This window comes from Hymenobacter rubripertinctus (genome assembly GCF_003583925.1).
GTDB classification, from domain to species: domain Bacteria; phylum Bacteroidota; class Bacteroidia; order Cytophagales; family Hymenobacteraceae; genus Hymenobacter; species Hymenobacter rubripertinctus.
Window position 1 is genome coordinate 1 of sequence record NZ_QYCN01000041.1, and the last position, 25,845, is coordinate 25,845.

The 25,845-nt window shown below is 64.5% G+C and carries 23 protein-coding genes; 20 read left to right on the top strand and 3 right to left on the bottom strand.

All coding sequences use genetic code 11. The features are described 5' to 3' along the window. Positions 1-6 precede the first annotated feature (6 nt). The 3 genes from D0T11_RS18825 to D0T11_RS18835 form a co-directional block, all read right to left on the bottom strand. Positions 7-438: a transposase family protein gene (locus tag D0T11_RS18825; RefSeq protein WP_119657358.1), complete on the bottom strand. Its 432-nt coding sequence runs from the start codon at positions 436-438 to the stop codon at positions 7-9. A 5-nt stretch (positions 439-443) separates the two neighbouring features. Further along, positions 444-947, bottom strand: a complete 504-nt coding sequence (locus D0T11_RS18830) for a helix-turn-helix domain-containing protein (RefSeq protein WP_119657359.1) — start codon at positions 945-947, stop codon at positions 444-446. A 332-nt stretch (positions 948-1,279) separates the two neighbouring features. Next, positions 1,280-1,471 (bottom strand): SMI1/KNR4 family protein, encoded by a 192-nt coding sequence (locus tag D0T11_RS18835; protein ID WP_119657360.1) that lies wholly within the window; start codon positions 1,469-1,471, stop codon positions 1,280-1,282. An 829-nt stretch (positions 1,472-2,300) separates the two neighbouring features. Here D0T11_RS18835 and D0T11_RS18840 point away from each other — a divergent pair. From D0T11_RS18840 to D0T11_RS18930, 20 genes are all read left to right on the top strand, one after another. After that, a complete protein-coding gene (locus D0T11_RS18840; RefSeq protein ID WP_119657361.1) occupies positions 2,301-2,525 on the top strand; it encodes a helix-turn-helix transcriptional regulator in 225 nt (74 codons plus the stop codon). Continuing rightward, positions 2,522-2,857 (top strand): HipA N-terminal domain-containing protein, encoded by a 336-nt coding sequence (locus tag D0T11_RS18845; RefSeq protein ID WP_119657362.1) that lies wholly within the window; start codon positions 2,522-2,524, stop codon positions 2,855-2,857. Before D0T11_RS18840 ends, D0T11_RS18845 begins: the two co-directional genes overlap by 4 nt. Beyond that, complete coding sequence (locus tag D0T11_RS18850) at positions 2,854-3,810, top strand: HipA domain-containing protein (protein WP_119657363.1); 957 nt, start codon at positions 2,854-2,856, stop codon at positions 3,808-3,810. Before D0T11_RS18845 ends, D0T11_RS18850 begins: the two co-directional genes overlap by 4 nt. Before the next feature lie 448 nt (positions 3,811-4,258). Then, positions 4,259-5,596, top strand: coding sequence for a L,D-transpeptidase family protein (locus D0T11_RS18855; protein ID WP_119657364.1), 1,338 nt, complete (start codon positions 4,259-4,261; stop codon positions 5,594-5,596). 259 nt (positions 5,597-5,855) lie between these two features. Continuing rightward, the gene (locus D0T11_RS18860; protein ID WP_182888492.1) at positions 5,856-7,367 is read left to right on the top strand and encodes a BON domain-containing protein; all 1,512 of its coding nucleotides are present in this window, start codon (positions 5,856-5,858) and stop codon (positions 7,365-7,367) included. A gap of 52 nt (positions 7,368-7,419) precedes the next feature. Then, positions 7,420-7,557 (top strand): hypothetical protein, encoded by a 138-nt coding sequence (locus D0T11_RS22680; RefSeq protein WP_182888493.1) that lies wholly within the window; start codon positions 7,420-7,422, stop codon positions 7,555-7,557. A 99-nt stretch (positions 7,558-7,656) separates the two neighbouring features. Further along, positions 7,657-8,475, top strand: coding sequence for a universal stress protein (locus D0T11_RS18865; protein WP_119657366.1), 819 nt, complete (start codon positions 7,657-7,659; stop codon positions 8,473-8,475). Between the two features lie 289 nt (positions 8,476-8,764). Further along, positions 8,765-9,679 (top strand): universal stress protein, encoded by a 915-nt coding sequence (locus D0T11_RS18870; RefSeq protein WP_119657367.1) that lies wholly within the window; start codon positions 8,765-8,767, stop codon positions 9,677-9,679. A gap of 151 nt (positions 9,680-9,830) precedes the next feature. Beyond that, positions 9,831-10,958, top strand: coding sequence for an Acg family FMN-binding oxidoreductase (locus tag D0T11_RS18875; RefSeq protein WP_119657368.1), 1,128 nt, complete (start codon positions 9,831-9,833; stop codon positions 10,956-10,958). Between the two features lie 74 nt (positions 10,959-11,032). Beyond that, a complete protein-coding gene (locus D0T11_RS18880; RefSeq protein ID WP_245991028.1) occupies positions 11,033-11,347 on the top strand; it encodes a phosphoribosylpyrophosphate synthetase in 315 nt (104 codons plus the stop codon). Positions 11,348-11,363: 16 nt separating this feature from the next. After that, on the top strand, positions 11,364-13,859 hold the full coding sequence (locus D0T11_RS18885) for a cation-translocating P-type ATPase (RefSeq protein WP_119657369.1): 2,496 nt from the start codon (positions 11,364-11,366) through the stop codon (positions 13,857-13,859). A gap of 359 nt (positions 13,860-14,218) precedes the next feature. Further along, positions 14,219-14,578 (top strand): CoA-binding protein, encoded by a 360-nt coding sequence (locus D0T11_RS18890; RefSeq protein ID WP_119657370.1) that lies wholly within the window; start codon positions 14,219-14,221, stop codon positions 14,576-14,578. Positions 14,579-14,652: 74 nt separating this feature from the next. Then, complete coding sequence (locus D0T11_RS18895; RefSeq protein ID WP_119657371.1) at positions 14,653-15,330, top strand: response regulator transcription factor; 678 nt, start codon at positions 14,653-14,655, stop codon at positions 15,328-15,330. Next, a complete protein-coding gene (locus tag D0T11_RS18900; protein WP_119657372.1) occupies positions 15,327-16,580 on the top strand; it encodes a sensor histidine kinase in 1,254 nt (417 codons plus the stop codon). The genes D0T11_RS18895 and D0T11_RS18900 overlap by 4 nt, the downstream gene beginning before the upstream one ends. A gap of 312 nt (positions 16,581-16,892) precedes the next feature. Further along, a complete protein-coding gene (locus D0T11_RS18905; protein ID WP_182888494.1) occupies positions 16,893-18,254 on the top strand; it encodes a TolC family protein in 1,362 nt (453 codons plus the stop codon). 183 nt (positions 18,255-18,437) lie between these two features. Continuing rightward, positions 18,438-19,592 carry an efflux RND transporter periplasmic adaptor subunit gene (locus tag D0T11_RS18910; RefSeq protein WP_182888495.1) on the top strand — a complete coding sequence of 385 codons (1,155 nt, stop codon included), beginning with the start codon at positions 18,438-18,440 and terminating at the stop codon, positions 19,590-19,592. Between the two features lie 198 nt (positions 19,593-19,790). Beyond that, positions 19,791-22,883, top strand: coding sequence for an efflux RND transporter permease subunit (locus D0T11_RS18915; protein WP_119657375.1), 3,093 nt, complete (start codon positions 19,791-19,793; stop codon positions 22,881-22,883). A 228-nt stretch (positions 22,884-23,111) separates the two neighbouring features. Continuing rightward, positions 23,112-23,702 (top strand): RNA polymerase sigma factor, encoded by a 591-nt coding sequence (locus tag D0T11_RS18920; protein ID WP_119657376.1) that lies wholly within the window; start codon positions 23,112-23,114, stop codon positions 23,700-23,702. Further along, positions 23,683-24,552 (top strand): hypothetical protein, encoded by an 870-nt coding sequence (locus D0T11_RS18925; RefSeq protein WP_119657377.1) that lies wholly within the window; start codon positions 23,683-23,685, stop codon positions 24,550-24,552. Before D0T11_RS18920 ends, D0T11_RS18925 begins: the two co-directional genes overlap by 20 nt. Positions 24,553-24,649: 97 nt before the next feature. Then, positions 24,650-25,819, top strand: coding sequence for an outer membrane beta-barrel protein (locus D0T11_RS18930; protein WP_119657378.1), 1,170 nt, complete (start codon positions 24,650-24,652; stop codon positions 25,817-25,819). Positions 25,820-25,845: the final 26 nt, after the last annotated feature.

Here is a 25,845-nt window from a genome sequence, read left to right on the forward strand (position 1 = left end):
TAGACTTTATTCGACTTGGTTGGGGAGTTTATCGGGCGCGTAAGCACGCAAGGCGCTACGTACGCGCAGGTTGTGGAGCCCGCAGGCCACGGCCATGACGGTGTCACGCCGCCATTCGCCGCGTAGGCGTAGCGTGTCCTGCACCATGCGCAGGCGCTTGATGCCACTGTGGGCATGCTCAATGACCACGCGCAACGGGCTCAGCAACTGGTTGTAGAGCTGCTGGGCAAAGGATAATTCCTGTTTCGGGAGCTTTTTGTGGGGCATCTCCACCACTACCCCCGCCGGCGCGTGGCCCAGTAGGCCCAGGTCCTGCCGCAAGACGCTTCCCAGCGGCAAACAGAGCCTATATTCGTCCGCTAAGCGCTTGTCGTGGCAGCGCCCGCCTTCTGTGGGCGAGAGGTAGTGCACGTACTGCGTCGCATCGCACAAGGTCATGTTTTTTAGGCGGTGGGCTTTTTTTTTCCGCTGTATTCTTCCGCCTGGGCTTCGCCGTCTTGGTTACGCGGTACGCCCCGCTCGACCCCATCGTAGGCGAAAACCGGCTCTGGATGGGGGGCCAGACGCTGGGCCAACTCGCCTCCGTCGCGCACGGGCAGCAGCCCGCGGCGGGCCAGCACCTGGTTCAACACAGCGAGCAACACTGTGCTCAACTGACTCACGCGGGCCTGGGAGATGCCGAAGCTGGCGGCCTGGTGCTGTTGTAAACTGTTGTTTTTGAGGTAGGTCAACAGAAAAAACAACTTGACTTCGCTGCCTGCCAGCACGGCATTGGGCCGCTCGCGATGCGCCACAAACGCGCGGCGCTTGCCTTCGAGCGTGTGCCAGCGATGGTAGCGTTCCCAGGCCGGAGCGAAGTCGGTGAGCAAGTCATCAAATTCAGGCACCTGCAAACTGGTCAGGGCCAGAAACGGGCGGGGTTTTTCGCGCAGGGCAACATAATCCATCGCCAAAGTTACAACTGTCGCGCACGAGTTAACTTAGCAACCTTTTCCGAATCAAGTCTACTCTGTAAAACTTTTCGCTATCGGCTGATACTTGCCCCCACAGAGCACGAATACAGGATTATTCGAGGCAGCAAAGTTGTCCAACCGGATGGCGTAGGCAGAGAGGTGAGTTATGTAATCGGCAAACACATAAAACTGCTGGTGCTCAGGCCACGTGTGGAGTAATTCGCTGTACCTGGGGACCCCGTCCTAGGGACCCCGTGGTAGTCGTGAAACTTCGCCGGCACCGACTGTACCTCCGCCAGATTGTAAAAGCAAAAAAAGGGCTCGTCTTACTCTCCTCCAGTTCCATTAACGAGAGCAAAGTAGCGGACCAAATCGGCGGGCAGACGGACCTGATGTGCCTCGGCAAAACGAGCCAAATCTGCTTCGGAAGCAGTTTGCAGGGCAATGGTCCCGTCCCGTCCCGTCCCGGCCTGTTGCCATTGCTGCTTGGCCCATAACAGGTCGTCTTGCTGGTCCATTGATGAGAGGATCCTATTTATGTAGCGTTGCTACCGGGGCGTTTGTAACCCTTTCAAGCTTAGCAGCTTGTGCCTGGCAGGTCTTGGCGAATTCTTTTGCCTCTTGCATCGTAGCGGGATACTTCATGTATTGACCTCCCCACGAATGCTCGTAAATGTGCTGGTAATAAAAGCCCTGGTTCGCTAAGTATTTAGCCCCCTCCCATTTGGCTGTTTCACGCTTTTTAGGCGGTCGGAACCGATGTGCCATTATTACAATGGTGCCTCCACAGGTCGGGCACTTTGTTGGGCCTATTACTTCATAAAAAGCATTAAAAGCTTGACAGCAAGTGAAGCAAACATGCTTAGCTCCCATACAAATAGCGCTTAAATGGTCCGAAGGTAGAAAGGCTGTTTAGCAAAATGGTAGGGAAGCCAATCAAGCATCAATTAGCTTTGAGAGCATCCATTCGCCTTCTCTTGTTGCTCTGGTAGCAGCTACTCCCATCGGGAGGTCGGCTACCTCCATTACAGTTCCATCCAACGCCACTACCTCTGCTATAGCAGTTTCCAAGTCAGTGTACACATTTAGTCGGCTGGCTCCCCCTCTCCATTTCATTCCGCGCATCAAGCGGCGTAGGGGGCCGGGGGGGCGAGGTGAACGCGAGTACGGGAAGAGTACACTGACTCGGGAACCGCTGTTATGACCGCCAATACGCTCAGGGTAGGTATCCACGAAATTCCACCTATACCCGTTCAGGTACACTTCGCTATCCTATCGCTATCTTTATACCCGAAGGGGTGCTTATTTTCTTGCTTTCTAGGTAACTTACCCGAACGGGTATTCACTATGCCATCTGCTCTCGCCTTGTTTGTCAAACAGCGCCGCAAGCTGCTGCGCTTGTCTCAACCCGAGCTGGCCGCTAAAGCCGGCGTTGGCCTGCGTTTTGTGCGCGAGCTAGAGCAGGGCAAACCCACGCTTCGACTCGACAAAGTCAACCAGGTGCTGCGCCTCTTCGGCCACGAAATGGCGCCGGCGCCGCTGGACCGGGTGCTGCTCACCCACACCGCATGAGAAACGCCGAAGTATATGTGCATCATCAACTGGCCGGGCATCTCACCCAGGATGAGCATGGCTACACCTTTGCCTATCTGTCCGACTATCTACTGCAAGGCGAGGCAGAATCCGTCAGCCTGACGCTACCGTTGCGAGCGGCCCCCTACATCGAACGGGTGCTATTTCCGTTTTTTGATGGGCTCATTCCAGAGGGCTGGCTACTGGAAGTGGCCGAACGCAACTGGAAGCTCAATACGCGTGACCGGATGGGCCTGCTGCTGGCCTGCTGCCAGGATTGCATCGGCCATGTGAGCATCTATCCGATGCTCTCCAACGACGACAACGCATGAGCCGCTGCCTGTTCTGCTACCAGCCCCTACCCGGGGACGAGGGCGTCCCCGCTTACCATCCGGCCTGTAGCCGCAAGCTGTTCGGCAAGGTCCGCCCGCCGGCCTTTCCCTACTCCCAGGCCCAACTGCTGGAGTTGGCCGAGGCCGTCGTGCGCCAGCACATCACCGTGACCGGGGTCCAGCCCAAGCTCTCCTTGTCGGTGGCCCCGGCCGACGCGCAGCGGCCGGGCGGACGCTTCACCATCGTGGGGGCGCTGGCGGGCGAGTACATTCTCAAACCCCCGACAGCCCGCTACCCCCATCTGCCCGAGGTGGAAGACCTGACCATGCACCTAGCGGCACTGGCCGGCCTGGCCACTGTTCCCCACGGCCTGCTTCGACTCGAAGGGGAGGCCCTGGCCTACGTCACGCGCCGCGTTGACCGGGTGAAAGGCCGCAAGCGGGCCATGGAAGACATGTGTCAGCTCACCGGGCGGCTGACGGAAAACAAGTACGATGGCTCGCATGAACAGGTCGCCAAAGCCCTGCTACAGCACTCGGCCAATCCGGGCTTGGACGTGGTTAATTTCTATGAAGTGGTGCTCTTCAGCTTCCTGACCGGCAACGCCGACATGCACCTGAAGAACTTCTCGCTGCTGCATACGCCCGGTCTGGGTTACGGACTGGCGCCGGCCTATGATCTGGTGGCTACGGCCTTGATAAACCCGGCCGATACGGAGGAACTGGCTCTGACGCTCAACGGCAGAAAGAGACGCCTGCGCCAAAGCGACTTTCGCCAAGCTGCCGGGCGGGGCGGGGTTGACGAGAAGGTAGTGACGAGTATGTTTGCGCGCTTTGCAAAGGCGAAGCCAATCTGGCACGAATTCATCGATCAGAGCTTTTTGCCAGCGGCGTTGCAACAGCAGTTTCATCTGTTGCTCGACCAACGCTTTGCCCAATGGCAACTGGCATAAACGGTGAGGTCAAGTCCGAGCCACAACAGAATTCATGATTCAGAAAATCGACCGGATTTTCTTACCAAGGGGGACATCACCACAGCCGTGCGACCAGCCTGTGCGAATAGCCCGAGCCGACGGCCTCTACTGCGGACCTGGACGACAGTAAGGCCACTGTAGGTCCACCTCCTGATCAATTCCCGCCCGAGCTTATCATCTCCGGAGCTTGATTTTTATCATGGGGCGGGCACGGTGAGCGGCTAACCTTTGTCCCGTTGCGCTTTCGGGCTGGTCAGGCATCGTAAGCGGGCCTGCTTGTCCTCCCTCTTTGCTATTCAGCCGCCCATTGTTCCAGCTCCCGGCCGTTTGCCTTCTCCTCTATTCCGGTAGTCTGCTGCTGGTAGTGCCGCGGTGCGGTTCCGCGCCGCCGTACGAACCGCCAGTGGTGACTGACTTAGCGCCACCGATGCCAGTAGATCCTCTTATCCGGCAGCTGCTGGATTCGACCCGAACCGATAACACCCAACAGGCACCAAGCGGACCAACCGACGGGGAACTGCGCACTTTTTATGGCCCTGAGTGCGCTCCGGCCTGGACCGACTCGGTCGGGCAGGTGAGTGCTGATGCCCTGGCTACGCTGACACTGCTGGCCCGTGCCGCCGAACATGGCCTGCGCCCGGCCGACTACGGCGTGGCCGTCCTCCAGGCGCTGCACGATTCGCTGGGCCAGCCGGCTCCGCCCCTCCAACGGGGCTGGCAGCAAGCCCGGCTGGATGTGGCCCTGAGCCGGGCGGCGCTCCGCTTCGGCAGCGATTTGGGGCGCGGCCGGCTGCATCCGTATACCCCAACGACGAAGGAAACAGCGGCGGGTACGGCTGGGCAGCCATCGGCCCGGCTGCGGGCGGCCCTGGCCCGCCACGCGGTGCCCGCGGCGCTGCTGGCCAATGCCCCGGCTAACCGCGAATATCAGCAGCTGCAACGGGCCCTGGTACAGTGGCTGGCCGGCCGGGTGGGGCCGGATTCGGTGGGGCGGCGGCGGCAGTACGAGCAGGCGGCCGTGAACCTGGAGCGCTGGCGCTGGGAGCCGCTGGCTGATTCCAGCTACGTGCTGATAAACGTACCGGCCTACGAGTTGCTGGTGGTGGAACAGGACTCGGTCGTGCGCCGCCACCGGGTGGTAGTGGGTGCCCCGCGCACCCGCACGCCCACGCTCAGCAGCCGCCTCACGCACTTCACGCTGGCCCCCGACTGGCACGTGCCCCGCTCCATTGCCACGAAGGAAATGCTGCCTCGCATCAAGCAGGATGTGGGCTACCTCGCCCGCCACAATTATGCTCTCTACGACGGCCGGGGGCAGCTGGTGAACCCGGCTAGCGTGGCCTGGGCCACAGTTACGGCCCAGAACTTTGCCTATACCATCCGGCAATCGGCGGGCTGCGATAATTCTCTGGGCAACATCGTATTCCGCTTTGCCAATCCCTATTCGGTGTACGTGCATGACACGCCCCTGCGCCAGTATTTTGCCCGTCCGGCCCGCGCCCTCAGCCACGGCTGCGTGCGGCTGGAAAACCCGATGCAGCTGGCTACTTACCTGCTGCGCCGGGAGGGTAGCGCCGTGCAGCTGCCCTCCAACGAGGAGTGCGCCCGCCAGCCCCGCCCGCACGATGTGCGCCTGCGCCAGCCCATTGCGCTTTACATTCGCTACGCTACCTGCACCGTCGAAAACGGCCGCCTGCGCTTTCTGCCCGACATCTACGGCCGTGACGCGTTCATCCGCCGCGGATTGTTTGGCCTGGCGCAGTAATGCCAGTGGGGCGTTCGGGGCCGCGCGGCAGTAGGGGGCCTCGATGGCAGGTGGAGACTACCGCGCCATGCGGGCCGACGACCAGCTGCTGGCTGGACTGGGCGGGGTTGCTGGGCCGGGAGCTGGGCGAGTAGCCGTCCGTAATGCAGCCCTTGACGGATGTCATTGGATGCGGCAATTCTTGTCATGGGACGGGCGACGGCCCAGGCGGACCTTTATAGCAATCCACTTTCTGATTGCCATAAAAGCCCGCCTGCTCATGTCTATTCCTAACCTACTGCCTGCCCCCGTCGCCGCCGAAATTATGGCTGACGCTGACATTACCACGGCCATCGAACGGCTCTTCACCACCCAAAAAGGGATGAACGAGCATCTGCTGGACGTGACCACGCACGAGGGTCTGGTCACGCTAGCTGGCTTCACCGACAACCTGCTGGCCCGGCAGCGGGCCGAGGAAATTGCCCTGGCCGTGCGCGGGGTGCGCGACGTGACCAACGCGGTAATCGTACAAGTTCCTGACCTATCCGACGCGGACTTGCAGCGCGATGTATGCGCCGCCCTGGCCGACGACCCGGCCACCGCCGACTACAACGTGCAGGCCACCGCCGCCGATGGGGTAGTCACGCTCTCGGGCATGGTACAGTCGTGGGCTGAGAAGCAGCTGGTGCTGCGCGTGCTGCAAGGTGTGCGGGGCGTAACCACTTTCATAACGGAGCACCTGACTATCCAAAAGGGCACAATTGTAAATTCCGACGAGGAAATTACCACCCAAATCCAGGAGCTGCTCGACTGGGATATTCGGGTGAACAGCGCCCTGGTGGAAGTACGCACCAATGAGCACGTGGTGCACCTGGCGGGTACGGTGGGTACGGCCACAGAAAAAGACCACATCATAGCTATAGCCTACCAGACGGGGGCCACCCGCGTGGATGCCCGCGACTTGTTTGTGGCCTACTGGGCACTGAGCAGCGAGCTGCGGCGCGGCAAGTTCGCGCCCCGCGCCGATGAGGCCATCGCCGCGGCCGTGCACGGGGCCCTGCACCGCAACCCGCGCGTGCGCTGCTCCGAAATGCTGGTGCAGGTTCACGAGGGCATCGTAACGCTGGCCGGCACGGTGAGCAACCTCCGCGCCCACGGGGAAGCCGAGCGCGCCGTCCGCCACGTGGTGGGCGTATACGATGTGCATAACCTGCTGAAAATAAGAATCAAGCGCCTGGTGCCCGATGCCGACATCCGCCAGACCATCCTGGGCGCGCTGGTCCGCGACCCCTACGTGGGGCACTTTTTTTTTACCGTGACCGTGCGCCACGGCCAGGCTACCGTGCATGGGCAGGTGGGCAACTCGATGGAGCGCGAGCGGGCGGGCGAGGTGGCCGCCGGGGTCAGCGGCGTGCTGGCGGTGGTCAACCTGGTGCAGCAGCTGGACGGGACCCAGGCTGACGAGTTTCCGGCCAGCCAGCCGGGAGCCGCGGAGCCCCGTCCCGTGGGTCCCGACCCCGACCACGCCCTGGCCGGCCGCATCCGGCAGCGCTATTTCTGGTCGGCCAGCCTGCACGACCAGGCTATTGAAGTGCAAGTGCGCCACAGCCGGGCCACCCTCACCGGCACCGTGGATACCTGGCCCGAGCGCCAGCAGGCCGCCCTCGACGCCTACGGGGCCGGGGCCCGCGACGTGAACAACCACCTGCGCGTGCTGGCCCCGGCAGCAACGGCCACCCCCGCGCCACCACCCCCCCAAAACCCCAAACCCCTCGTCCATGCACTCCACTAGCAACACTCCCCGCAACGGCCGGCCCCGGGACCGGACAGGGCCATTCCTCCCCATGGACCCGTCCAGCCAGCAGATAGAGCGCGACGCCGACGCGGCCATGACCATTCATGGGTCGCACGAGTACCGCGGCCATACGCTTACTACCCCAGTTCCGACGGCCCGCCGTGAAGCCGTGCTCCCACCGCAGTAACCCAATGGCTTAGCGGGGCCCACGCGCTGGTCCGCGCCGCGCCGCCCGCTGGTTCGGCGGCCGTTTACCGTCGTTTCTTCCCCTTTTATCTCCCGATTTATGGTTTCTCCCCTCGTCGTGCTGACCGATTCTCATGCCGTTAGCAACCTCGCGCTGGCTTACGCCGCCGGACTGGCAGTGCCCCTGAAGGCGGAACTCGTGCTGCTCCATGCCCGCTACGATGCGCTGCTGGCCCCGGTCAGCGACGCTGCCTACGTGCCCGTCAGCAACCAGACCACCGACCAGGCCCTGCAACAGTTGGCCGCTGAGCAGCCCGTACCTACCCAAGTGGACGTGTCGGAGCGGGAGTTGCCCGAAGCCGTGCGTGCCGCCATCCGCCGCCACGGCCCCCTGCTGCTGGTGCTGGGCCGGCCCGCCGGGTCCGATGCACCAAAGGAGCTTATGGCTAGCACGGCCGAAACGCTGCTCAGCACCGTGCCCTACCCGCTGCTGCTGGTGCCGGCCGCCGGTTGCGAGGCCTTGCCGCCCCGCCGCCTGCTGCTGGCCGTGGACGGCGAGCCATTCGTGCTGCATCCTTACCAAGATGTGCTTCGGCAACTGCTGGACATAACGGGTGGCACGCTGGCCGTTGTGCGGGTAGCCGACAGCAACCACGCCCGCCTGGGAGCAGAAACAGTCCTGCGCACCGTGGCCACCAACCACCTCACGGCTGCGCTAAACCCCGACCATATCGCCGAGGTGGCCGACCCCACGGTAGTCGGTGGGGTGCTGGCCGAAGCTGACCGGCTGCGGGCCGACCTATTGGTGGTAGTGGCCCGCCGCCACAGTCTGTTGGGCCGCCTGTTTCACCGCAGCGTTACGGCTCAGCTCATTGAGCAAAGTCCCATTCCGCTGCTGGTACTGCCCGCCGAAGGCTAGCCCACTGGTGTCTATTCACTTGCGATGAAGCCCTGTTTGGTTATCCTCACTGCCTTTTTTGCCGGCTGCCCGCAGACGCTGGTCTAGACCACGCCCCCGGCCACGACTGGGTAACTAAGCTGTTCGGTGGGAGTGTAATTGATGAAGTGCTGCGGCATACCACGGTGCCGGTGCTACTGCTGGCAGCCCAGGAGAACGGACTGGAATAGGCGGCCGGGCAGTCCATCAGGAGCCGCCCTAAGGTCGCGCCGCCAACCAGCGAAACCCACTTACCCAAACCCGCTTCCACATGGCTCTTTCTCTCATCGTTTTCGCGAGTTTCTACCCGCCCGCCCGCCGCACCATTCAGTACGCCGACATACTGGCGCAGGCCGTGGCCGGCCGTCTGGTGCTGCTGCACGTCAACCGCGCCTCGCTGTCGGACCCTTATTCGGAAGCTCAGGAGGGCTACCACCAGCAGGAGCTGACGCGCCAGACCGACACGGCGGCCATTCTCTACCAGCAGGCCGAAGGCTTGCAAACCACCGCCAAAATAGAAGTAGTAACCGACCTGCTGCCCGAGGTGGCCCAGGATTTGGCCCACCGCTACCGGCCGGCCCTGTTCGTGCTCAGCCAGGCCGATGACGACGACCGCCCCGCCGCCCTGCTCACTGCGTGCGTGGAAATTCTGCGGGCCGGCAGCTACCCGCTGCTGGTGGTATCTACCATGCCCCCAGCCCAGCACCCGCCCCGCCGCATCCTCATTGCCGCCGACCGCGAATCGTTTGCGCTGGCCCCAGAGGTCCAGGCCCTGCGGCCACTACTGGCTTTGCCCGGCGTGGAAGTCATCGTGGCCCACATTACGAGTGGCGGGGAGGATGATGAGGGCTGCGCCCTGGCGTTGCGGGCGGTGCAGGCCAGTGGGCTGGTGGAAGGGCTGCCCACGCCGGAGCTGCGGGGCTATCAGCACGAAAGCCCCGCGCAAGGGGTACTGGCCGCCATGCTCGATACGCGGGCCGATTTGGTGGTGGTGCTGGCCCGTCAGCGCAGCTATTTGGGCGACTTGTTCCACCGGAGCATTACGGCCCAGCTGCTGGAAAACTGCCCGGTGCCCGTGCTGGTGCTGCCCACCACCGTACCGGAGCCCGCCCCCGAAACGCCCGCCCTGGCCACGGCCGCCGACTACGCTAACACCGTCCTTACTGGCTTGCTGCCGGCTTTCTGAGGCGGATGGGGTCCTGCTCCATCCAGTCACTTATCAAGTGCCTGTTCAAAACTAAACAGGCATAAGTTCGGTCGTAACCAGCTGTCCGTTAGAACAAGTGCTATTAGCTATCAGCTGAAAGCTAATAGCTAAACACCTAGCCCGCTGCCTCATGAAACGTCGTCATTTTCTGCCCCTGGCCGCCACAGCCACCCTGGGTACCGCCGCCGTGGGCTACTACGCCTGGGACCAGGCGCTGCTGCATGATGCCCGGCGCCGGGGCGACCAGGTGCGGCAGCCGTTGCCCGCTGGCCAGCTGCCGGCTGAGGCCCGCCAGATATTGCACCTGGCGGCGCTGGCTCCCAGCGGCCACAACACCCAGCCCTGGACCGTGCGCCTGCTCGGACCCTACCACTGGGTTATCGGCAACGACCCGCGCGGCTGGCTGCCCGTCGTAGACCCCACCCAGCGCGAAACGATGCTCTCGCTGGGCGCTTTCGCGCAAAACCTGGAGTACGCCGCCGCGCACTTCGCCTACCAGTGCCGCTGGACCTTGCTGGCCACCAGTCGGCAAGCGGCCGAGGTGCTGGAAGTGGAGCTGACGCGCGGACCTGGCCCGGCCTATCCCGACCTGACGGCCCTGCTGGGGCGGCGCACCCTACGAACGGGCTTCGCCAACGTGGTCATCCAGCCCGCCGACATCGAGCGGCTAACCGATGCGGACGGCACGCATTGCCACTTTTTTGCGCCTGATTCGGCCAACGGCCGCTACCTCACCGCCACGACTCTGGCAGCCAACCGGCAGCAGACGGCCCACGACCCGGCTCAGCAGGAACTGGCCCACTGGACGCGCTGGGGCCGCGCCGACGTGCAGCAGTACCGCGACGGCCTGACGGCCGCCGGCATGAGCATTAACGGGGTGGCTGGCTGGGCCGTGCGCCACTTCTACGACTCTGCCAGCGTGCTGAAGCCCGATTTCCGGCAGCGCGGGCTGGACCGGGCCGCCGACCAAATGGCTACCCACGGGGGCTGGCTGGTGATTACCAGTCCTGATGAGTCGGTGGCGGCCCTGCTGGCTGCGGGCCGGTGTCTGGAGCGCTGCTGGCTGCGCGCCCGCGACCTGAACGTGGCCGTGCATCCGATGTCGCAGCTGCTGGAAGAAACGCCCGGTACGCTGGGGGCCGCCCGCCGCCTGGGCCTGCCGGGGCCCGTGCAGTTCGTGCTGCGGCTGGGCTACGTAACGCACTACCCCGTGCCGGTGAGCCTGCGCCGCCCCGTTGAGTGGTTCGTGCAAACCTAGCGGCGCTTGTTCTTAAGGTTTTCAGCGGCTGAAAACCTGCCCGCGCACCCCGAATTCGAATAACTCCCGCTACCATGACCATGCACACGCTCCCCACACTTTCTCAAACGCTGGCCCAGCTTAAAAAAGCGGGTTACACCGAAGACTTCAACCTGCACGGCGACTACCTGGCCGGCCAGCGCTCGGCCATTCGGCTGGCTCCCAGCGAGTTTGTGGTGGACCAGCACTTCCGTTTCGAAGGCCCCAGCGACCCGGCCGATGAAGCCGTGCTTTACGCCATTTCCTCCGCCCGCTTCAACCTCAAAGGCACCCTGGTAAACGGCTACGGCACCTCCAGCGACGAGGCCACCGACCGTCTCCTCCGCGCCATCCAGCAGCAAACGCCTTAGCCGCTCCCCCTGCCCGATGCCCCTCGCCAGCAACTCCTCCGCACCAGGACTTACCGCCGCCGCCGTTGTGGCGGCCCGCGCCGCGCACGGCCGCAACGTGCTGACTGCCGCCACCCACTCGGGCCTGCTGGCCACCCTGCGCGAGGTAATAACGGAGCCCATGTTTGTGCTGCTGCTGGCGGCTTGCGCGGTGTACATCGGGCTGGGCGAAGCGGCCGAGGCCATAACCCTGGGTGTGGCGTTGCTGGCGGTGGCGGGCATCTCCGTCTATCAGCAAATCCGCAGCGACCGGGCGTTGGGAGCCCTGCGCGAGCTAACCCAGCCCCGCGCCCAGGTGCGCCGCGACGGCGTGGTGGCCCCGGTGCCGGTCGAGGACCTGGTGGTGGGCGACGCCGTGCTGGTAGCCGAGGGCAACCGCCTGCCCGCCGACGGCACCGTGACGGAGCTCAACGACTTCTCGGTAGATGAAGCTATCCTCACCGGCGAGGCCGTGCCGGTGGCCAAGGCCGTGGGCGACCCGGTGTTTGCGGGCACCAGCACCGCCGCTGGCAGCGCCTGGCTGACGGTAACGGCCGTGGGCGCGGGCACCAAGCTCGGCCGCATCGGCGAGAGCATGGCTGCCATCATCACTGAAAAAACTCCCCTGCAACTCCAGGTTAGCCGGTTTGTGCTGCGCATGGCCTGGGTGGGAGTGGGCGCGTTTGCGCTGGTATGGGGCGTGAATTATGTCCACTCCGGCAACTGGGTAACGGCCCTGCTCTTTGGCCTCACGCTGGCCATGTCCATTCTGCCCGAGGAAATTCCGGTGGCCTTCAGCAGCTTTATGGCCCTGGGCGCGGCCCGCCTGAGCCGGCTGGGCGTGCTCACCAAGCAGCCCCAGACGGTGGAAAGCCTGGGCTCGGCCACCGTCATCTGCGCCGACAAAACCGGCACCCTCACCCAGGAGGGCATGCGCGTGCGGCAACTCTACGACGGGGCCACCGCTAGCCTCGTGCCGGTGCCCGGCCCGCTTGGACCCACGGCGGCCCCGGTGTTGGCCTACGCCCGGTGGGCCAGCGAAACCGAGCCCTTCGATGCCATGGAAAAGGCCATTGTAGAGGCTTTTGCTACTGCTGACCCAGCTGCCGCCGCCGCGCCCGCGCCCATGCTGCACGAGTACCCGCTGGCCGGCACCCCGCCCATGATGACGCATGTGCGCCAAGTGAACGGTGCGGTGTGCGTGGCCGGCAAGGGGGCGGTAGAGCATATTCTGGCCGTGTGCCACCCGATGCCGGCCGTGGCCGAGGAAATCCGGCGGGTAACGCGGGAGCTGTCGGGGCAGGGCTACCGGGTGCTGGGCGTGGCGTGGGCCCAGCACGCCGGCCCAGGTTTTCCGGCTGAGCAGGATGATTTCGCCTGGGAATTTCTGGGACTGGTGGCCCTCGAAAACCCGCCCAAAGCCAACGCGGCGGCCGTTATTCAGGACTTTCTCGCCGCTGGTATTCAGGTGAAGATGATAACCGGCGACTTTCCCGAAACAGCCCAGGCCATTGCCCGCCAGGTGGGCCTGCCGGGGGCCGATACGCTGCTCACCGGCCAGCAGGTGATGGCCCTGCCTGCTGCTGCGCTCCGGCAGCAGGCGGAAAGCACGGCCGTATTTGCCCGCATGTTTCCGGAAGCCAAGCTGCGGGTGGTGGAAGCCCTGAAAGCGGCCGGCGAAGTGGTGGCCATGACCGGCGACGGGGTGAACGACGGTCCGGCTCTCAAGGCCGCCCACATTGGGGTGGCGATGGGCCGGCGCGGCACCGAGGTGGCCCGGCAGGCGGCCTCGCTGGTACTCGTGGATGATGATTTGGCGGGCATGGTAACGGCCATTGCGCACGGCCGGCGCATCTACCAGAACTTCAAGAAAGCGGTGTTTTACGTCGTTTCCATTCACATTCCGATTGTGCTCACTGTGGCCGTGCCGCTGCTGGCGGGCTGGCCGCTGGCTAACCTGTTTGCGCCCATCCACATCATTTTTCTGGAGCTGGTGATGGGGCCGACTTGCTCCATCGCCTTCGAAAACGAGCCCGCCGAGGCCGGGCAAATGCGCCAGCCCCCGCGCCCGCTCACCAGCACCTTCCTGGCCGGGGCCGAGCTGGGCCGCAGCCTGTTGCAAGGCCTCGGCATTACCGCGGCGGTGCTGGGGGCGTACTACTTCTTTATGCGGCAGGGTGCGGCTCCCGAGGTAGTGCGCACGCTCACTTTCGCTACGCTGGTGTTCAGCAACGTGCTGCTCACGCTGGTCAACCGCTCGTTCACGCAGTCCGTGTTCCGTACGTTGCGGGTGCCCAACCGCATTCTCTGGTTGATGCTGGGCCTCACGCTGGTGTTGCTGCTGGTTACCTTGCTCGTGCCGGCGACGCGGCAGCTGTTTGGCTTTGTGCCGGTACCGGCGGCCGCATTGGGTGGGTGCGCGCTGGCTGCGCTGGTGGGCGTGGGCTGGGTAGAAGTTTACAAGGCCGTGGTGGGTCGGCGAAAGAACCATTAGCCCGGTTGCTTTCAGGCTTTCCCAATTCTTCGGCCACCCCCGCCGTGCGGGAGGAAGCGCACTTTCTGGTCTATTCAATAGCTCCGCCAGTCCAACGCCTGCACAGCCCGCGGTCTGGGTGACCCCGGCTTGGCAGGCCGCCATCACCCGCTCGCGCAGGTCAAGAGAGTATGCTTCCATGCTGGAAAAATTAGACTAAAATATGTACACCAACTTGGGAATCGCTCTAATAAGCGGGAAGCGTTCCGGCGCCGCGCTACTTTGCGGCCGGTCCTGCGTATAGGGCAGCTGGTTTGCGAGCACCGGCCGCTAATTCGTCCGGCCAACTCCCGCCATTTCCCCTCCTCCACAATTTCCCCATGAAAAAGACCCTCGTCCTCGGTGCCACCGACAACCCCGCCCGCTACGCCTACCGGGCCATTCACCAACTTAAGCAGCACGGCCACGAAGTGGTGCCGGTGGGCATCCGCAAGGGCCAGGTGGCCGGCCTCGATATCCGCAACGACCGGCCCGCCGCCGAGGGCGTGGACACGGTGACGCTCTACGTGGGGCCCCAGAACCAGCCCGGCTGGTACGACTACATCCTCGACCTGAATCCCAAGCGCATCATCTTCAACCCGGGCACCGAAAACCCCGAACTGGAGAAGCTGGCCCAGCAGCGCGGCATCCAAACCGAAGAAGCCTGCACGCTGGTGATGCTGAGCGTGGGCCAGTATTGAGTTGAGAAGGGCAGTAATCAGAAAGACTTCAGAATTGCCGGCTACTTTTCGGCCGTTCCTTACGCTGTGTTTCTGTGAAGCTGCTGATTGTAGAAGACGAGCCGACCCTGCGCTCCTCGCTGGTAGAATATCTGGTCCAGGATGGCTACGTGGTAGAAGCGGCGGCCAACTATGCCCAGGCCCACGAAAAAATCAAGCTCTACCAGTACGACTGCGTATTGCTGGACCTGACGCTGCCCGACGGCAACGGGCTCGACGTGGTGCGCACGCTCAAAGCCGACCGCTCGCCGGCTGGCGTGCTCATCATCTCGGCCCGGGGCGCGCTCGACGACAGGGTGCTGGGCCTGGAGCTGGGCGCCGATGACTACCTGGCCAAGCCGTTTCATTTGTCGGAGCTGAGTGCCCGGCTGAAAGCGATTATCCGGCGGCGGCAGTTTCAGGGGCAGCGCCATTTGCTGTTTCAGGAGCTGACCGTGTTTCCTGACCAGGCGCAGGTGCTGGTGCACGGCGAGCCGGTGGCCCTCACGCGCAAGGAGTACGATTTGCTGCTCTACCTGCTCACCCACCCCGGCCGGGTGCTGACGAAAGAATCGATTGCCGAGCACGTGTGGGGCGATGCAGCCGATGCAGCCGACTCGTTCGATTTTCTCTATACCCACCTTAAAAACCTGCGCCGTAAGCTGCAGGACAAGGGGTGCGGCGACTACATCCGGTCCGTGTACGGGGTGGGCTACAAGCTGAGCGTCGAATGAAGCTGCTGGCCGCGACCAACCGCTATTACCTGCTGCTGGCGGCGCTGCTGTTCTCGCTGGGCAGCGGGCTGCTGTACTTTGGCGTGTTGTGGGCGCTGCAGGGGGAAGTGGAGGAGCGCCTGTTTCAGCAGCGCGACTACCTGCGCGCGCAGGTGCAGCGCACCGGCCGGCTGCCCGGCACCCCCTTCGAGGGCCGCATGCAGCTCAGCGCCACTCCCCAGCCCGAGGGCCTGCGCGACGTGCAGCTACTGGAGCCCCTGGAAAACGAGTTGGAACCCTACCGCCAGCTCACGTTCCGGCTGCAGCTGGACGGCCGGCCGCAGTGGGTGTCGCTGAGTAAGGCCCTGCTGGAAACCGGCCACGTGCAGCGCCTGATTCTGCTGCTGCTGGCGGGCGTGCTCGGCACGCTGCTGCTGAGCATGGTGCTGCTCAACCGCTGGCTGGCCCGTCGCCTCTGGACCCCGTTCAAGCACACACTGCACCAGCTACGGGGCTACGATGTGCGCCAGCACCAGGTGCTGCGGTTGCCGGACACGCACATCGAGGAGTTTGCCCAGCTCAACCACACGCTCACGCACCTGAGCGAGCGGGTAGCGGCCGATTACGCCATGCTCAAGGAGTTCACCGAAAACGCGGCCCACGAAACCCGCACGCCGCTGGCCATTATGCAGGCCAAGCTGGAACAGCTACTGCAACTGCCCGACCTGCCCGCACCGGCCGGCCCGCTCATCGCCGACCTGTACGCCGCAGTGCAGCGCCTGGCCCGCCTGCACCAGGGCCTCACGCTGCTCAGCAAAATCGAGAACCAGCAGTTTGCCGCCGCCGTGCCGGTGCCGCTGGCCGGGCTGCTGCGCGAGAAGCTGGCGCAGCTGGAAGATTTTATGGACCAGAAGCAGCTGCGGCTGGACGTGCAGCTCAGCGCCGAGCCGGTGCTGCCGCTGCACCCGGCCCTGGCCGATTCGCTGCTCACCAACCTGCTGCACAACGCCATCCGCCACAACCAGCCCGGCGGCCTGCTGCGGGTGCGGCTGAGCGCCACCGAGCTGGTCGTCAGCAACACCGGCGCGGCGCTGGCGGCCGGGCAGCAGCCGGCGCAGTTCTTCGAGCGGTTCCGCAAGCAGAATGCCGCCTCCGATTCGCCCGGCCTGGGCCTGTCCATCGTGCAGAGCATCGCGGCCTTCTACGGGTTTGAAGTCCGGTACGGATACGCCGCTGACCAGGCATTGCACACCCTGCGAGTAGTGTTTTAGGAGGTAATTGAGCTGAGCAGAAACGATGTAGGGGCGGGGCTTGTCCCCGCCCGCCGTCAGGATGACGCATTGAACGGCTGTCTGGGGTCCCACGAAGCCCGTTGCAACGGCGGGCGGGGGCAAGCCCCGCCCCTACACCGCCCTCCATGGCTTGGCCAACTACAGTATAAGTTCAGAATTGAATCGGAGCTTTGTGGGGCTGACACCCGCCAAGGCAGCTGCCGCATGTGCTGGCAATGACGCGGGTGGTTGGCTCCTTCCTTGTGCTGACGGACTGTGTTTACGCCGTCGTTGCACCCTAGCTGCTCTACTGTGCCGGATACTGCCGTCTGTCTGCTTACCTTTTCTCCCCGCGCTCGTCGGGCCGTTGCGGGGCTGCTGGCCCTGCCGCTGCTGCTGGCTGGCTGCGTGAGCACCAAATCCACCTACACCCGCGAGCAGGTGGCTCAGCGCCTCAAGGCCCGCAGCGGCTATGAGCTGGGCGCGGCCCGCACAGCCAACGCTCCGGCCCCCGCGCTGCCTGATTTACAGGACGGCCTGAGCGAGGAGGAAACCGTGAACCTGGCCCTCACCCGCAACCCCGCTTTTCAGGCCGACCTGAGTGCGCTGGCCCTGGCCCAAGCCGATTTGCAGGATGCCGGCCTGCTGGCCAACCCTGTCATTTCCGGTGTAGCGGCCTACGGTACTTCGCCCGTTTTCCTGGCCCTCAACTTCGCTACCGACCTGCTCTGGCAGCGGCCCGGCCGGGTGGGGGCCGCCCAGCTCGAAACCCAGCGCGTGGCCGAAAGCCTGGTGAGCCGGGGCCTGCTGGTGAGCCGCGACGCCCAGGTTTCCTACACCGATATTGTGCTGGCCGATGAGCGCCTGCGCATCGCCCGCGAAGCCATTGCCATGCGGGCCGAGGTAGCGCGCATCATGCGGGCCCGCTACCGGGTGGGCGAGATCAGCGAGCTGGAAACCGTGGCCCCCAGCGCCGACTCGCTACGGGCCGTGGACGACTTTTACCGCGCCCGCCGCGACGCCCAGGTAGCCCGCCTGCGCCTGCTGGCCACCCTGGGCCTGGACTCGGTGAATGCCGACTCGCTGCGCTTCACGGCCCCGCCCGCGGCGGCCGCTACGGTCGTGCCGCCGCTGCGCACACTGCTGGATTCGGCCTACGCCGCCCGGCCCGATTTGTGGGCCGCCCGCACCGGCATCGGGGGCATTGGTAAGCGGCTGAAGTGGGAACGGAGCCGGGTGTTTTCGTTCGTGCTCTCGCTCAATGCCCGCCTCAACGACCCCAAGCCCATAAGTCTGGCCCCCGGCGCGGCCATCGGCCTGCCCATCTTCAACCGCAACCAGGGCCGCATCTCCCGCGTGAAAGCCGAGCTGGAACAGGCCTCCTGGCAGTACCTGGCGTTGCGCCAGACCGTGAACCTCGACGTGCGCGAAGCCTACGCCCAGTACGAGCAGGCCACCCAAAGCGCAGTGCTGTGGGAAAACAGCTACCTCCCCAGCCTGACCGACGCGTTGCGCCGCTCTACCAACGCCTTTATCAACGGCGACTTCCCCTACGTGCAGGTGGCCGAAACCACCCGCCAGCTCCTCGACGCCCAGCAGCGCGCCGCCGACGCCCGCGCCGACCAGCGCCGCGCCCTGGCCCGCCTGCGCTACGCCGTGGGCGGCCGGTTTTAAGTGCATCAATAATTCATTTAAATCGCCTGTCATCCTGAGCAGCGCGAAGAACCTTATCCCAGTTGAACGATTGAGGTAATAACGAAACGGCACAGCGTGATAAGGTCCTTCGCGCTGCTCAGGATGACAAAAGACAATAACATGCACCACCATAATACGCTACTAACTCGCTTCTTTCCCCTAGTGGCCCTGCTTGGCCTGGCCGCCTGCGGCAAAGACGAAAAGTCCAAAGCCGTCAGCCCCTCCGAGGTGGCCAACCCGGTCAAGGAATCGGAGCTGACCACCGTCACCATCACCGCCGACGCGGAAAAGCGGCTGGGCATCAAAACCGTCACCATCAAAACCGACAACGTGCAGGCCACGCGGGAAGTGGGCGGCGAGATTCAGGCCGTGCCGGGCCAGGCCGTGACCATTGTGGCCCCGGTGCAGGGCACCCTGCGCGGCGGAGCCGACATCACGGCCGGCCAGCGCGTGCGCCAGGGCCAGACACTGTATAGCCTGGTGCCGCTGCCCGCCGAGCGCGACCTGCTCACCCTCAACCAGAGCACGGCCCAGGCCCGCACCCAGCTCCAAGTGGCCCAGGCCCGCCTGAGCCGCGCCGAGGCCCTGCTGGCCGACCGCGCGGGCAGCGTGCGGGCCCGCGACGACGCCCGCGCCGACGTGGCTCTGGCCCAGCAAAACCTGGCCGATGCCCGCGCCCGCCAGGGCGCCGCGAACGGCAATACCGGCGGTGGCCAGGCCCTGGCCATCAAGGCTCCGCTCAGCGGGGTGGTGCAGCGCGTTACGGTAACGTCCGGCTCGATGGTAACCGCCAACACGGTGCTCGTCGAGCTGGCCGCGCTCAACAAAGTGTGGGTGCGCGTGCCGCTGTTCGTGGGCGATTTGCGGCGCCTGGGCAAAGGCCAGGCGGTAACCGTGCGCCCCCTCGACGGCGGAAAGGCCCGCCAGGGCCGGCCGGTGGAGGCACCCCTGCTCGGGGCCACCGCCGGCACGGGCACGGCCGATGTGTTCTACGAAATCGATAACTCCGACGAAGCTTTCCGCCCCGGCGAACGGGTAGCCGTGGACGTGACGCTGGGCAACAACAACCTGGCAACCGCCGGCGCCGGCACCACGGATGCCCTCACCATTCCGGCCGCCGCGCTGCTCTACGACGCCACGGGCGGGCAGTGGGTGTACGTGCGCACCAAACCCCTGCAGTACACCCGCCAGCGCGTGGAAGTGCAGCGGGCCGTGGGCGAGCAAATCGTCATTTCCCGGGGCGTAAAAGCCGGCGCCGAAGTTGTAACCGACGGCGCAGCGGAGCTATTCGGCACCGAATTCGGCGGCAGCCATTAACGATAACGCGGTGAAACATAAAGCCCTGTCATCCTGAGCATGTTGCGCTTGGAGCAAGGACGAAGGACCTTATAGGATAGGAACGAAGTGCGTGTCAGCAATTCGCGCTGGCGTGATAAGGTCCTTCGTCCTTGCTCCAAGCGCAACATGCTCAGGATGACAGATGGTTTTAGAATTCGCCCTTCCAACAGTTGACTTATGAAGTGGATAATTGAATCGGCGTTGCGGCTGCGGCTGGTGGTCGTCATCCTGTTTGGGGTGATGCTCGTGGCGGGCCTGCAGGTGGTGCACGATACGCCTTTGGACGTGTTTCCGGAATTTGCGCCGCCGTACGTGGAGGTGCAGACTGAAGCGCCCGGCCTGAGCACGGCCGAGGTGGAAGCGCTCATCAGCGTACCGCTGGAAAACGCGCTTAATGGCACGCCCGACGTGAAGAAAATCCGCTCCAAATCGGTGCTCGGCTTGTCGTCGGTAGTGCTGTATTTTCCGCAGGGCCTTGACATCAACAACGCCCGGCAGGCGGTGCAGGAGCGGCTGGCGCGGGTAGCACCCACGCTGCCCGGCGTGGCCCGGCCCCCGGTCATGCTCTCGCCGCTGTCGTCCACGAGCCGGGTGCTGAAAATCGGTATTACCTCGGATAGCCTCACGCAGGTGGAAATGACCACGCTAGCCCGCTGGAGCATCCGGCCGCGGCTGATGGCCGTGCCCGGCGTGGCCAACGTGGCTATCTGGGGCCAGCGCGACCGGCAGCTGCAGGTGCTGGTGAATCCCGAGCAGCTGCGCACGCTGGGCCTCACGCTGGCCGAAGTGGAAAAGGCCGCGGCCGACGCCACCACGTTGGCCGGCGGCGGCTTCATCGACTCACCCAACCAGCGCCTGGCCGTGTCGCAGAGCGCCGCCATCCAAAGCGCCGCCGATTTGGCCCAAGTGCCCGTGACTTTCCGCAACGGCGTGAGCCTGAAGCTGGGCGAGGTGGCGCAGGTGGTGGAGGGCTTCCCGGCCCCCATCGGCGACGCCGTGATAAATGACGTACCGGGCCTGCTACTCATCGTGGAAAAGCAGCCCGGCGCCAACACCCTCGACGTAACCCGGCAGGTAGAAGCGGCCCTCGACGCCATGCGCCCCGGCCTGCAGGGGCTGGAAATCGACTCGACCATCTTCCGCCCCGCCACTTTTATTGAGATGTCGCTGGCCAACCTGAACCGCTCGCTGCTTATTGGCTGCGTGCTGGTGGTGCTGGTGCTGCTGTTCTTTATGTACGAGTGGCGCACGGCCCTCATTAGTGCCCTGGCGCTGCCCACGTCGCTGATTGCGGCGGCGCTGGCGCTGCGCTACTCCGGCAAAACCATTGATACCATGGTGCTGGCCGGCCTGATTATCGCGCTGGGCGAAGTGGTCGACGACGCCATTATCGACGTGGAAAACATCATGCGGCGGCTGCGGCTGAACAAGGCCGAGGGCTCGCCACTGTCGAACTTCAAGGTGGTGTACGAGGCCTCCATGGAGGTGCGCTCGGCCGTGATTTACGGCTCGCTTATCGTGGGGCTGGTGCTGGTGCCGGTGTTTCTGCTGCCGGGCTTGTCGGGGGCGTTTTTCCAGCCGCTGGCCTTTGCCTACGTGCTGGCCATTCTGGCCTCGCTGTTCGTGGCCCTCACCCTCACGCCTGCGCTGGCCCTCATGCTGCTGCCCAAGGCGGCCGAAAAAGCTTCCCAGGACGCGCCGGTGGTGGCCTGGCTCAAGCGCCACTACGCCCGGCTGCTGCCCGGCCTGCTGGCCCGGCCCAAGCGCGTGGCCTGGACGCTGGCCGCCGGGGCCGGCCTCTCGCTGCTCACGCTGCCGTTTCTGGGCCAGGAATTCCTGCCCAATTTCAAGGAATACGACTTTCTGATGCACTGGGTGGAGAAGCCCGGCACCTCGCTGCAGGCCATGTCGCGCATCACCATTCGGGCCAGCAAAGAGCTGCGCGCCATTCCCGGCGTGCGCAATTTCGGCGCCCACATCGGCCGGGCCGAGGTGGCCGATGAAGTGGTGGGCCCCAACTTCACCGAGCTCTGGATTTCCGTGGACCCCAAGGTGGATTACGAGGCCACGGTGGCCAAAATCCAGACCGTGGTGGATGGCTACCCCGGCCTCTACCGCGACCTACTCACCTACCTACGCGAGCGAATCAAGGAGGTGCTCACCGGCACCTCGGCCACCATCGTGGTGCGCATTTTCGGCCCCGACCTCGACCAGCTCTACACCAAGGCCAAGGAAGTGGGCAGCAAGCTGGAAGGCGTGGAAGGCGTGGTGGACCTGAAAGTGCAGCAGCAAACCCTGGTACCCCAGATTCAGGTGAAGATTAAGCCCGAGGCGGCGGCCCGATTCGGCCTCAGCCCCGGCACCGTGCTGCAGGCCATCAGCACGCTGGTGAAGGGCCGCAAGGTGGGCGAAATCTACCAGGAACAGAAGATTTTCGACGTGGCCGTGTGGGGCCAGCCGGCCGTGCGCGCCGACTTCGGGGCCGTGCGCGAGCTGCTCGTGGGTTTGCCCGGCGGCGGGGCCGTGCCGCTCAAAGAGGTAGCCGACGTGCGCATCGTGCCCACGCCCAACGAAATCACCCGCGAAGCCTCCTCGCGCCGCATCGACGTGACGCTCAACGTGCGCGGCCGCGACCTGGGCAGCGTGGCCCGCGACGTGCAGGCGCAGGTGGATGGCGTGGCCTTTGCGGCGGGCTACCACCCCGAAATTCTGGGCGAGTACGCCGAGCGGCAGGCCTCGCAGAACCGTATTCTGAGCTTGGTGCTGCTTTCGCTGGTGGGCGTTTTCCTGGTCCTCTACACCGATTTCGGGAGTTTGCGGCTGGCCACGCTGGGCATTCTGAGCTTGTTTTTTGCCGTGTCGGGCTGTTTGCTGGCGGCCTGGCTCACGGGCGGCGTGCTGTCGCTGGGCTCCATCGTGGGCTTTATCACGGTGCTGGGCATCGCGGCCCGCAACAGCATTATGCTCGTCAGCCACTACCGCCACCTCGAGTTGGAAGAAGGCCTGCCCTTCGGCCCCGACCTCATCATCCGCGGCTCACTGGAGCGCATCGCCCCCATCATCATGACGGCCCTGACCTCGGTGCTGGCCCTGCTACCCATTATGATAGCCGGCAACGAGCCGGGCGCGGAAATCGAATTTCCGATGTCGGTGGTGATTATGGGCGGCATTATCACCTCCACGGTGCTTAACCTGCTGGGCATGCCGGCCCTGTACTGGGCTTTCGGGCGCAAAGCGGAAAAGCTGGACGTGGCAGATACGGCGGCGTAAGTGCGGCCTGGCGCCGTATCCACCCGGGCCGGTGGCGTCAGAGAAATTTAAAGAGAAAGAGTCAGACGGAAAAGCCGTTGAACGCCGCCATCTGGTTCGTTCAGCGGCTTTTCCGTTTGGCTCTTTCTTTTGGACTTTATTTTCACCTCCGGGCAACCCTGGCGCGCTACCTTGCATCTGCCGCTCCAAACCACGTGCTTCTGACCTAAACTTTACGCCGCTGTTCCCGTGACGGAAACCGAGTTAATAACCGCCTGCCGCCAGGGCAGCAGCCGTGCCCAAAAGCAGCTCTACGAGCAGTTTTCGGGTTTGATGCTGTCGGTGTGCCTGCGCTACCTGCGAAGGCGGGAGGATGCCGAGGAGGCCCTGATTGTGGGGTTTACCAAGGTGTTCCGGGCCCTCGACCAGTACCGGCACGAAGGCTCGTTCGAGGGCTGGATCCGGCGCATTGTGGTGAACGAGGCCCTCGGGATGCTGCGCCGCAAGGAGCCGCTGCACCTGGCCATCGACGATTTAACCTACGATGTGCCGGCCGTGGCCGCCACGGCCGAAAGCCAGCTCAGCGCCGACGATATGCTGGCGCTGCTGGCGGGTTTGCCGGCCGGTTACCGCACCGTGTTCAACCTGTACGCCCTGGAGGGCTACTCCCACCCCGAAATCGGCGAGCTGCTCGGTATTTCGGAAGGCACCAGTAAGTCGCAGCTCAGTAAGGCCCGGGGCATGCTCCAGCGCCGCCTCGCGGTGGCCAACCAGCAGGCCCGCCCCGTAGCCTCCACCACCTCCTCACCGAAAGAACTGTATGCAACCGGACGATATTGATAAGCTGTTTCGCGAGCGGCTGGGCGGCCACGCCCCCMCCCCGCCCGCCTTCGTGTGGGCCGAAATCGAGGCCGAAATTCAGCCCGCCAAGCGCCGCCGCCCCGCCATGTGGCTGGCGGCCGCTTCGGTGGCGCTGCTCGTGCTGCTGGGCGCCGCCGGCTGGCTGCTGACCGGCGGTTCGGATACCAGCGCCGGCCGGGTCGAGTTGGCCGCTGCCAAGCCGGCCCGCGTGCCAGCTACCAGCACCCCTGCGGCGGCTGATGCTGCCCGCAATAATTCTACTGACCAGCAGCCACTTCTGGCGGCCGCTGAAATAAATGATGTGGCCCAGGCAACGGCGGAAGCAGCGGCCCCATCTGGCCCCTCAGAAGCAACCGCCACCGTTAAAGCCTCCGGGCCGGCCGCCTTAGTGGCCACTACGGTTCGCGCTGCGGCAAGCCGGTCCGGGGGTGTACAACCTGGCCCGACTGCCGCCCGCCGGCCCCCGGCCAACACGGCAGCGGTTGCTTCGAACCAGCCGGCAAACGCGCCGGCTTTGGTAACGGCCCTGGCCGCCACCGCGCCCGACCTGCCGCAGCCAACGCCGGCCCCGGCCTTCAAGCGACCCGCCGCCCTGCCCACTACCACGGTCGCCTTCACCGGCCCGATTGAAGTGGAAGTCCGGCCCGCTTACGAAGCCCCGGAGCCGGCTGAGCCCGCCCGCCGCCGTGGCGTGCTGGCCGTGCTCCGGCAGGTGCGCAACGCAGTGCAGGGCGAGCCGGTGAGCCTGACCGCCGCCGGCCTGCCCGAAACGGTAACCGTGCAGGCCCGCCTGGCCGGCCGCACGCTCACCAAAACCATTCAATTATAGTGCTTAGCGCTTAGTTGGCAGTGCTTGGAGGACTTCCTCCAGTATTCTAACAACCAAGCACTAGCAACTAGGCTCCAAGCTCTCACTCCACTTTCCCATGAAACGCTCCTTCCTGCTTCCGCTGCTGACGATGCTGCTGGCCCTGGTTTCGACTACCGGCTCGGCCGGCGCCCTGCGGCCCGCTTCCCTCAACGACGACACCATTGTGGTGCGCCTGCCCAACCAGGCCACCATGACGCTCTACGTGAAAAACAAGGCCCAGCTGCGCGAGCTGCGCAACTACAAGCTCGATTCGCTGATTGTACTGCTCGATACCTACATTGCCCAGGCCGAGAAGGCCAGCAAAAACTCCACTTCCGAGCAGGTGACCATGGAGTTCTACCCGGCCAAAGACCAGCCCGGCCAGCAGGTACCCGAGCAGATCCGCATCACGATGCACAACGAGCCCGGCAAACCTGCGGGCCGGACCGCCAGAACCGGCGACCATGTGGATGTGACGCTGGGCCGCGTGTTTGGCGTTTCGGTGGATGAAAACACGGACGGCAGCGGCAACGACCGGGTATCGGTGCGGGTGGGCTCGTCGGCCAAGTCCGACTCGGTACGCAACGCCGAGCGCAAGGCCCGGCAGGAGGAACGGGCCAACCGGGCCGTGCACAGCAACTTCGACATTGACCTGGGCCTGAATGCACTAACCAACCAGGCCACCGCACCCGGCGACTTCCGGCCCGATCTGCGGCCGGCGGCCTCGCGCTACATCAGCCTCAACTGGCACTACGACATCCGCCTGGGCCGTAAGGGCTCGCCGCTCTACCTGCGCACCGGCCCCGAGCTGGCCTTCAACAACTACATGCTCGACAACGTGTACCAGTTCCGCAGCGCCAACGGGGTTACATCAGTGACCCTGCCCGATGCGGGCCGGAACCTGACTAAAAGCAAGCTGGCAGTTTCCAGCATTAACCTGCCGCTGATGCCCATGCTCAGCTTTCGCGACAAAAAGGGGCATGATGCGTTCCGCATCGGGGCCGGCGGGTTCGTAGGCTACCGATTGGGCGCGCACACCAAAATCAAATATGAGGAAGGCGGCAGCACCAAGAAAGATAAGGACCGCGGCTCCTACAACCTGGAAGATTTCCAGTACGGCGTGCAGGGCACCATTGGCATCCGCAGCATCGACCTGTTTGCCAAGTACAACCTCAACAACACGTTCAAAGACAACCGCGGCCCCCAGGCCAATACCATCAGCTTCGGGATTTCGCTGCTGAACTGAGGTGAAATGGTGAGGTGAAATGGTGA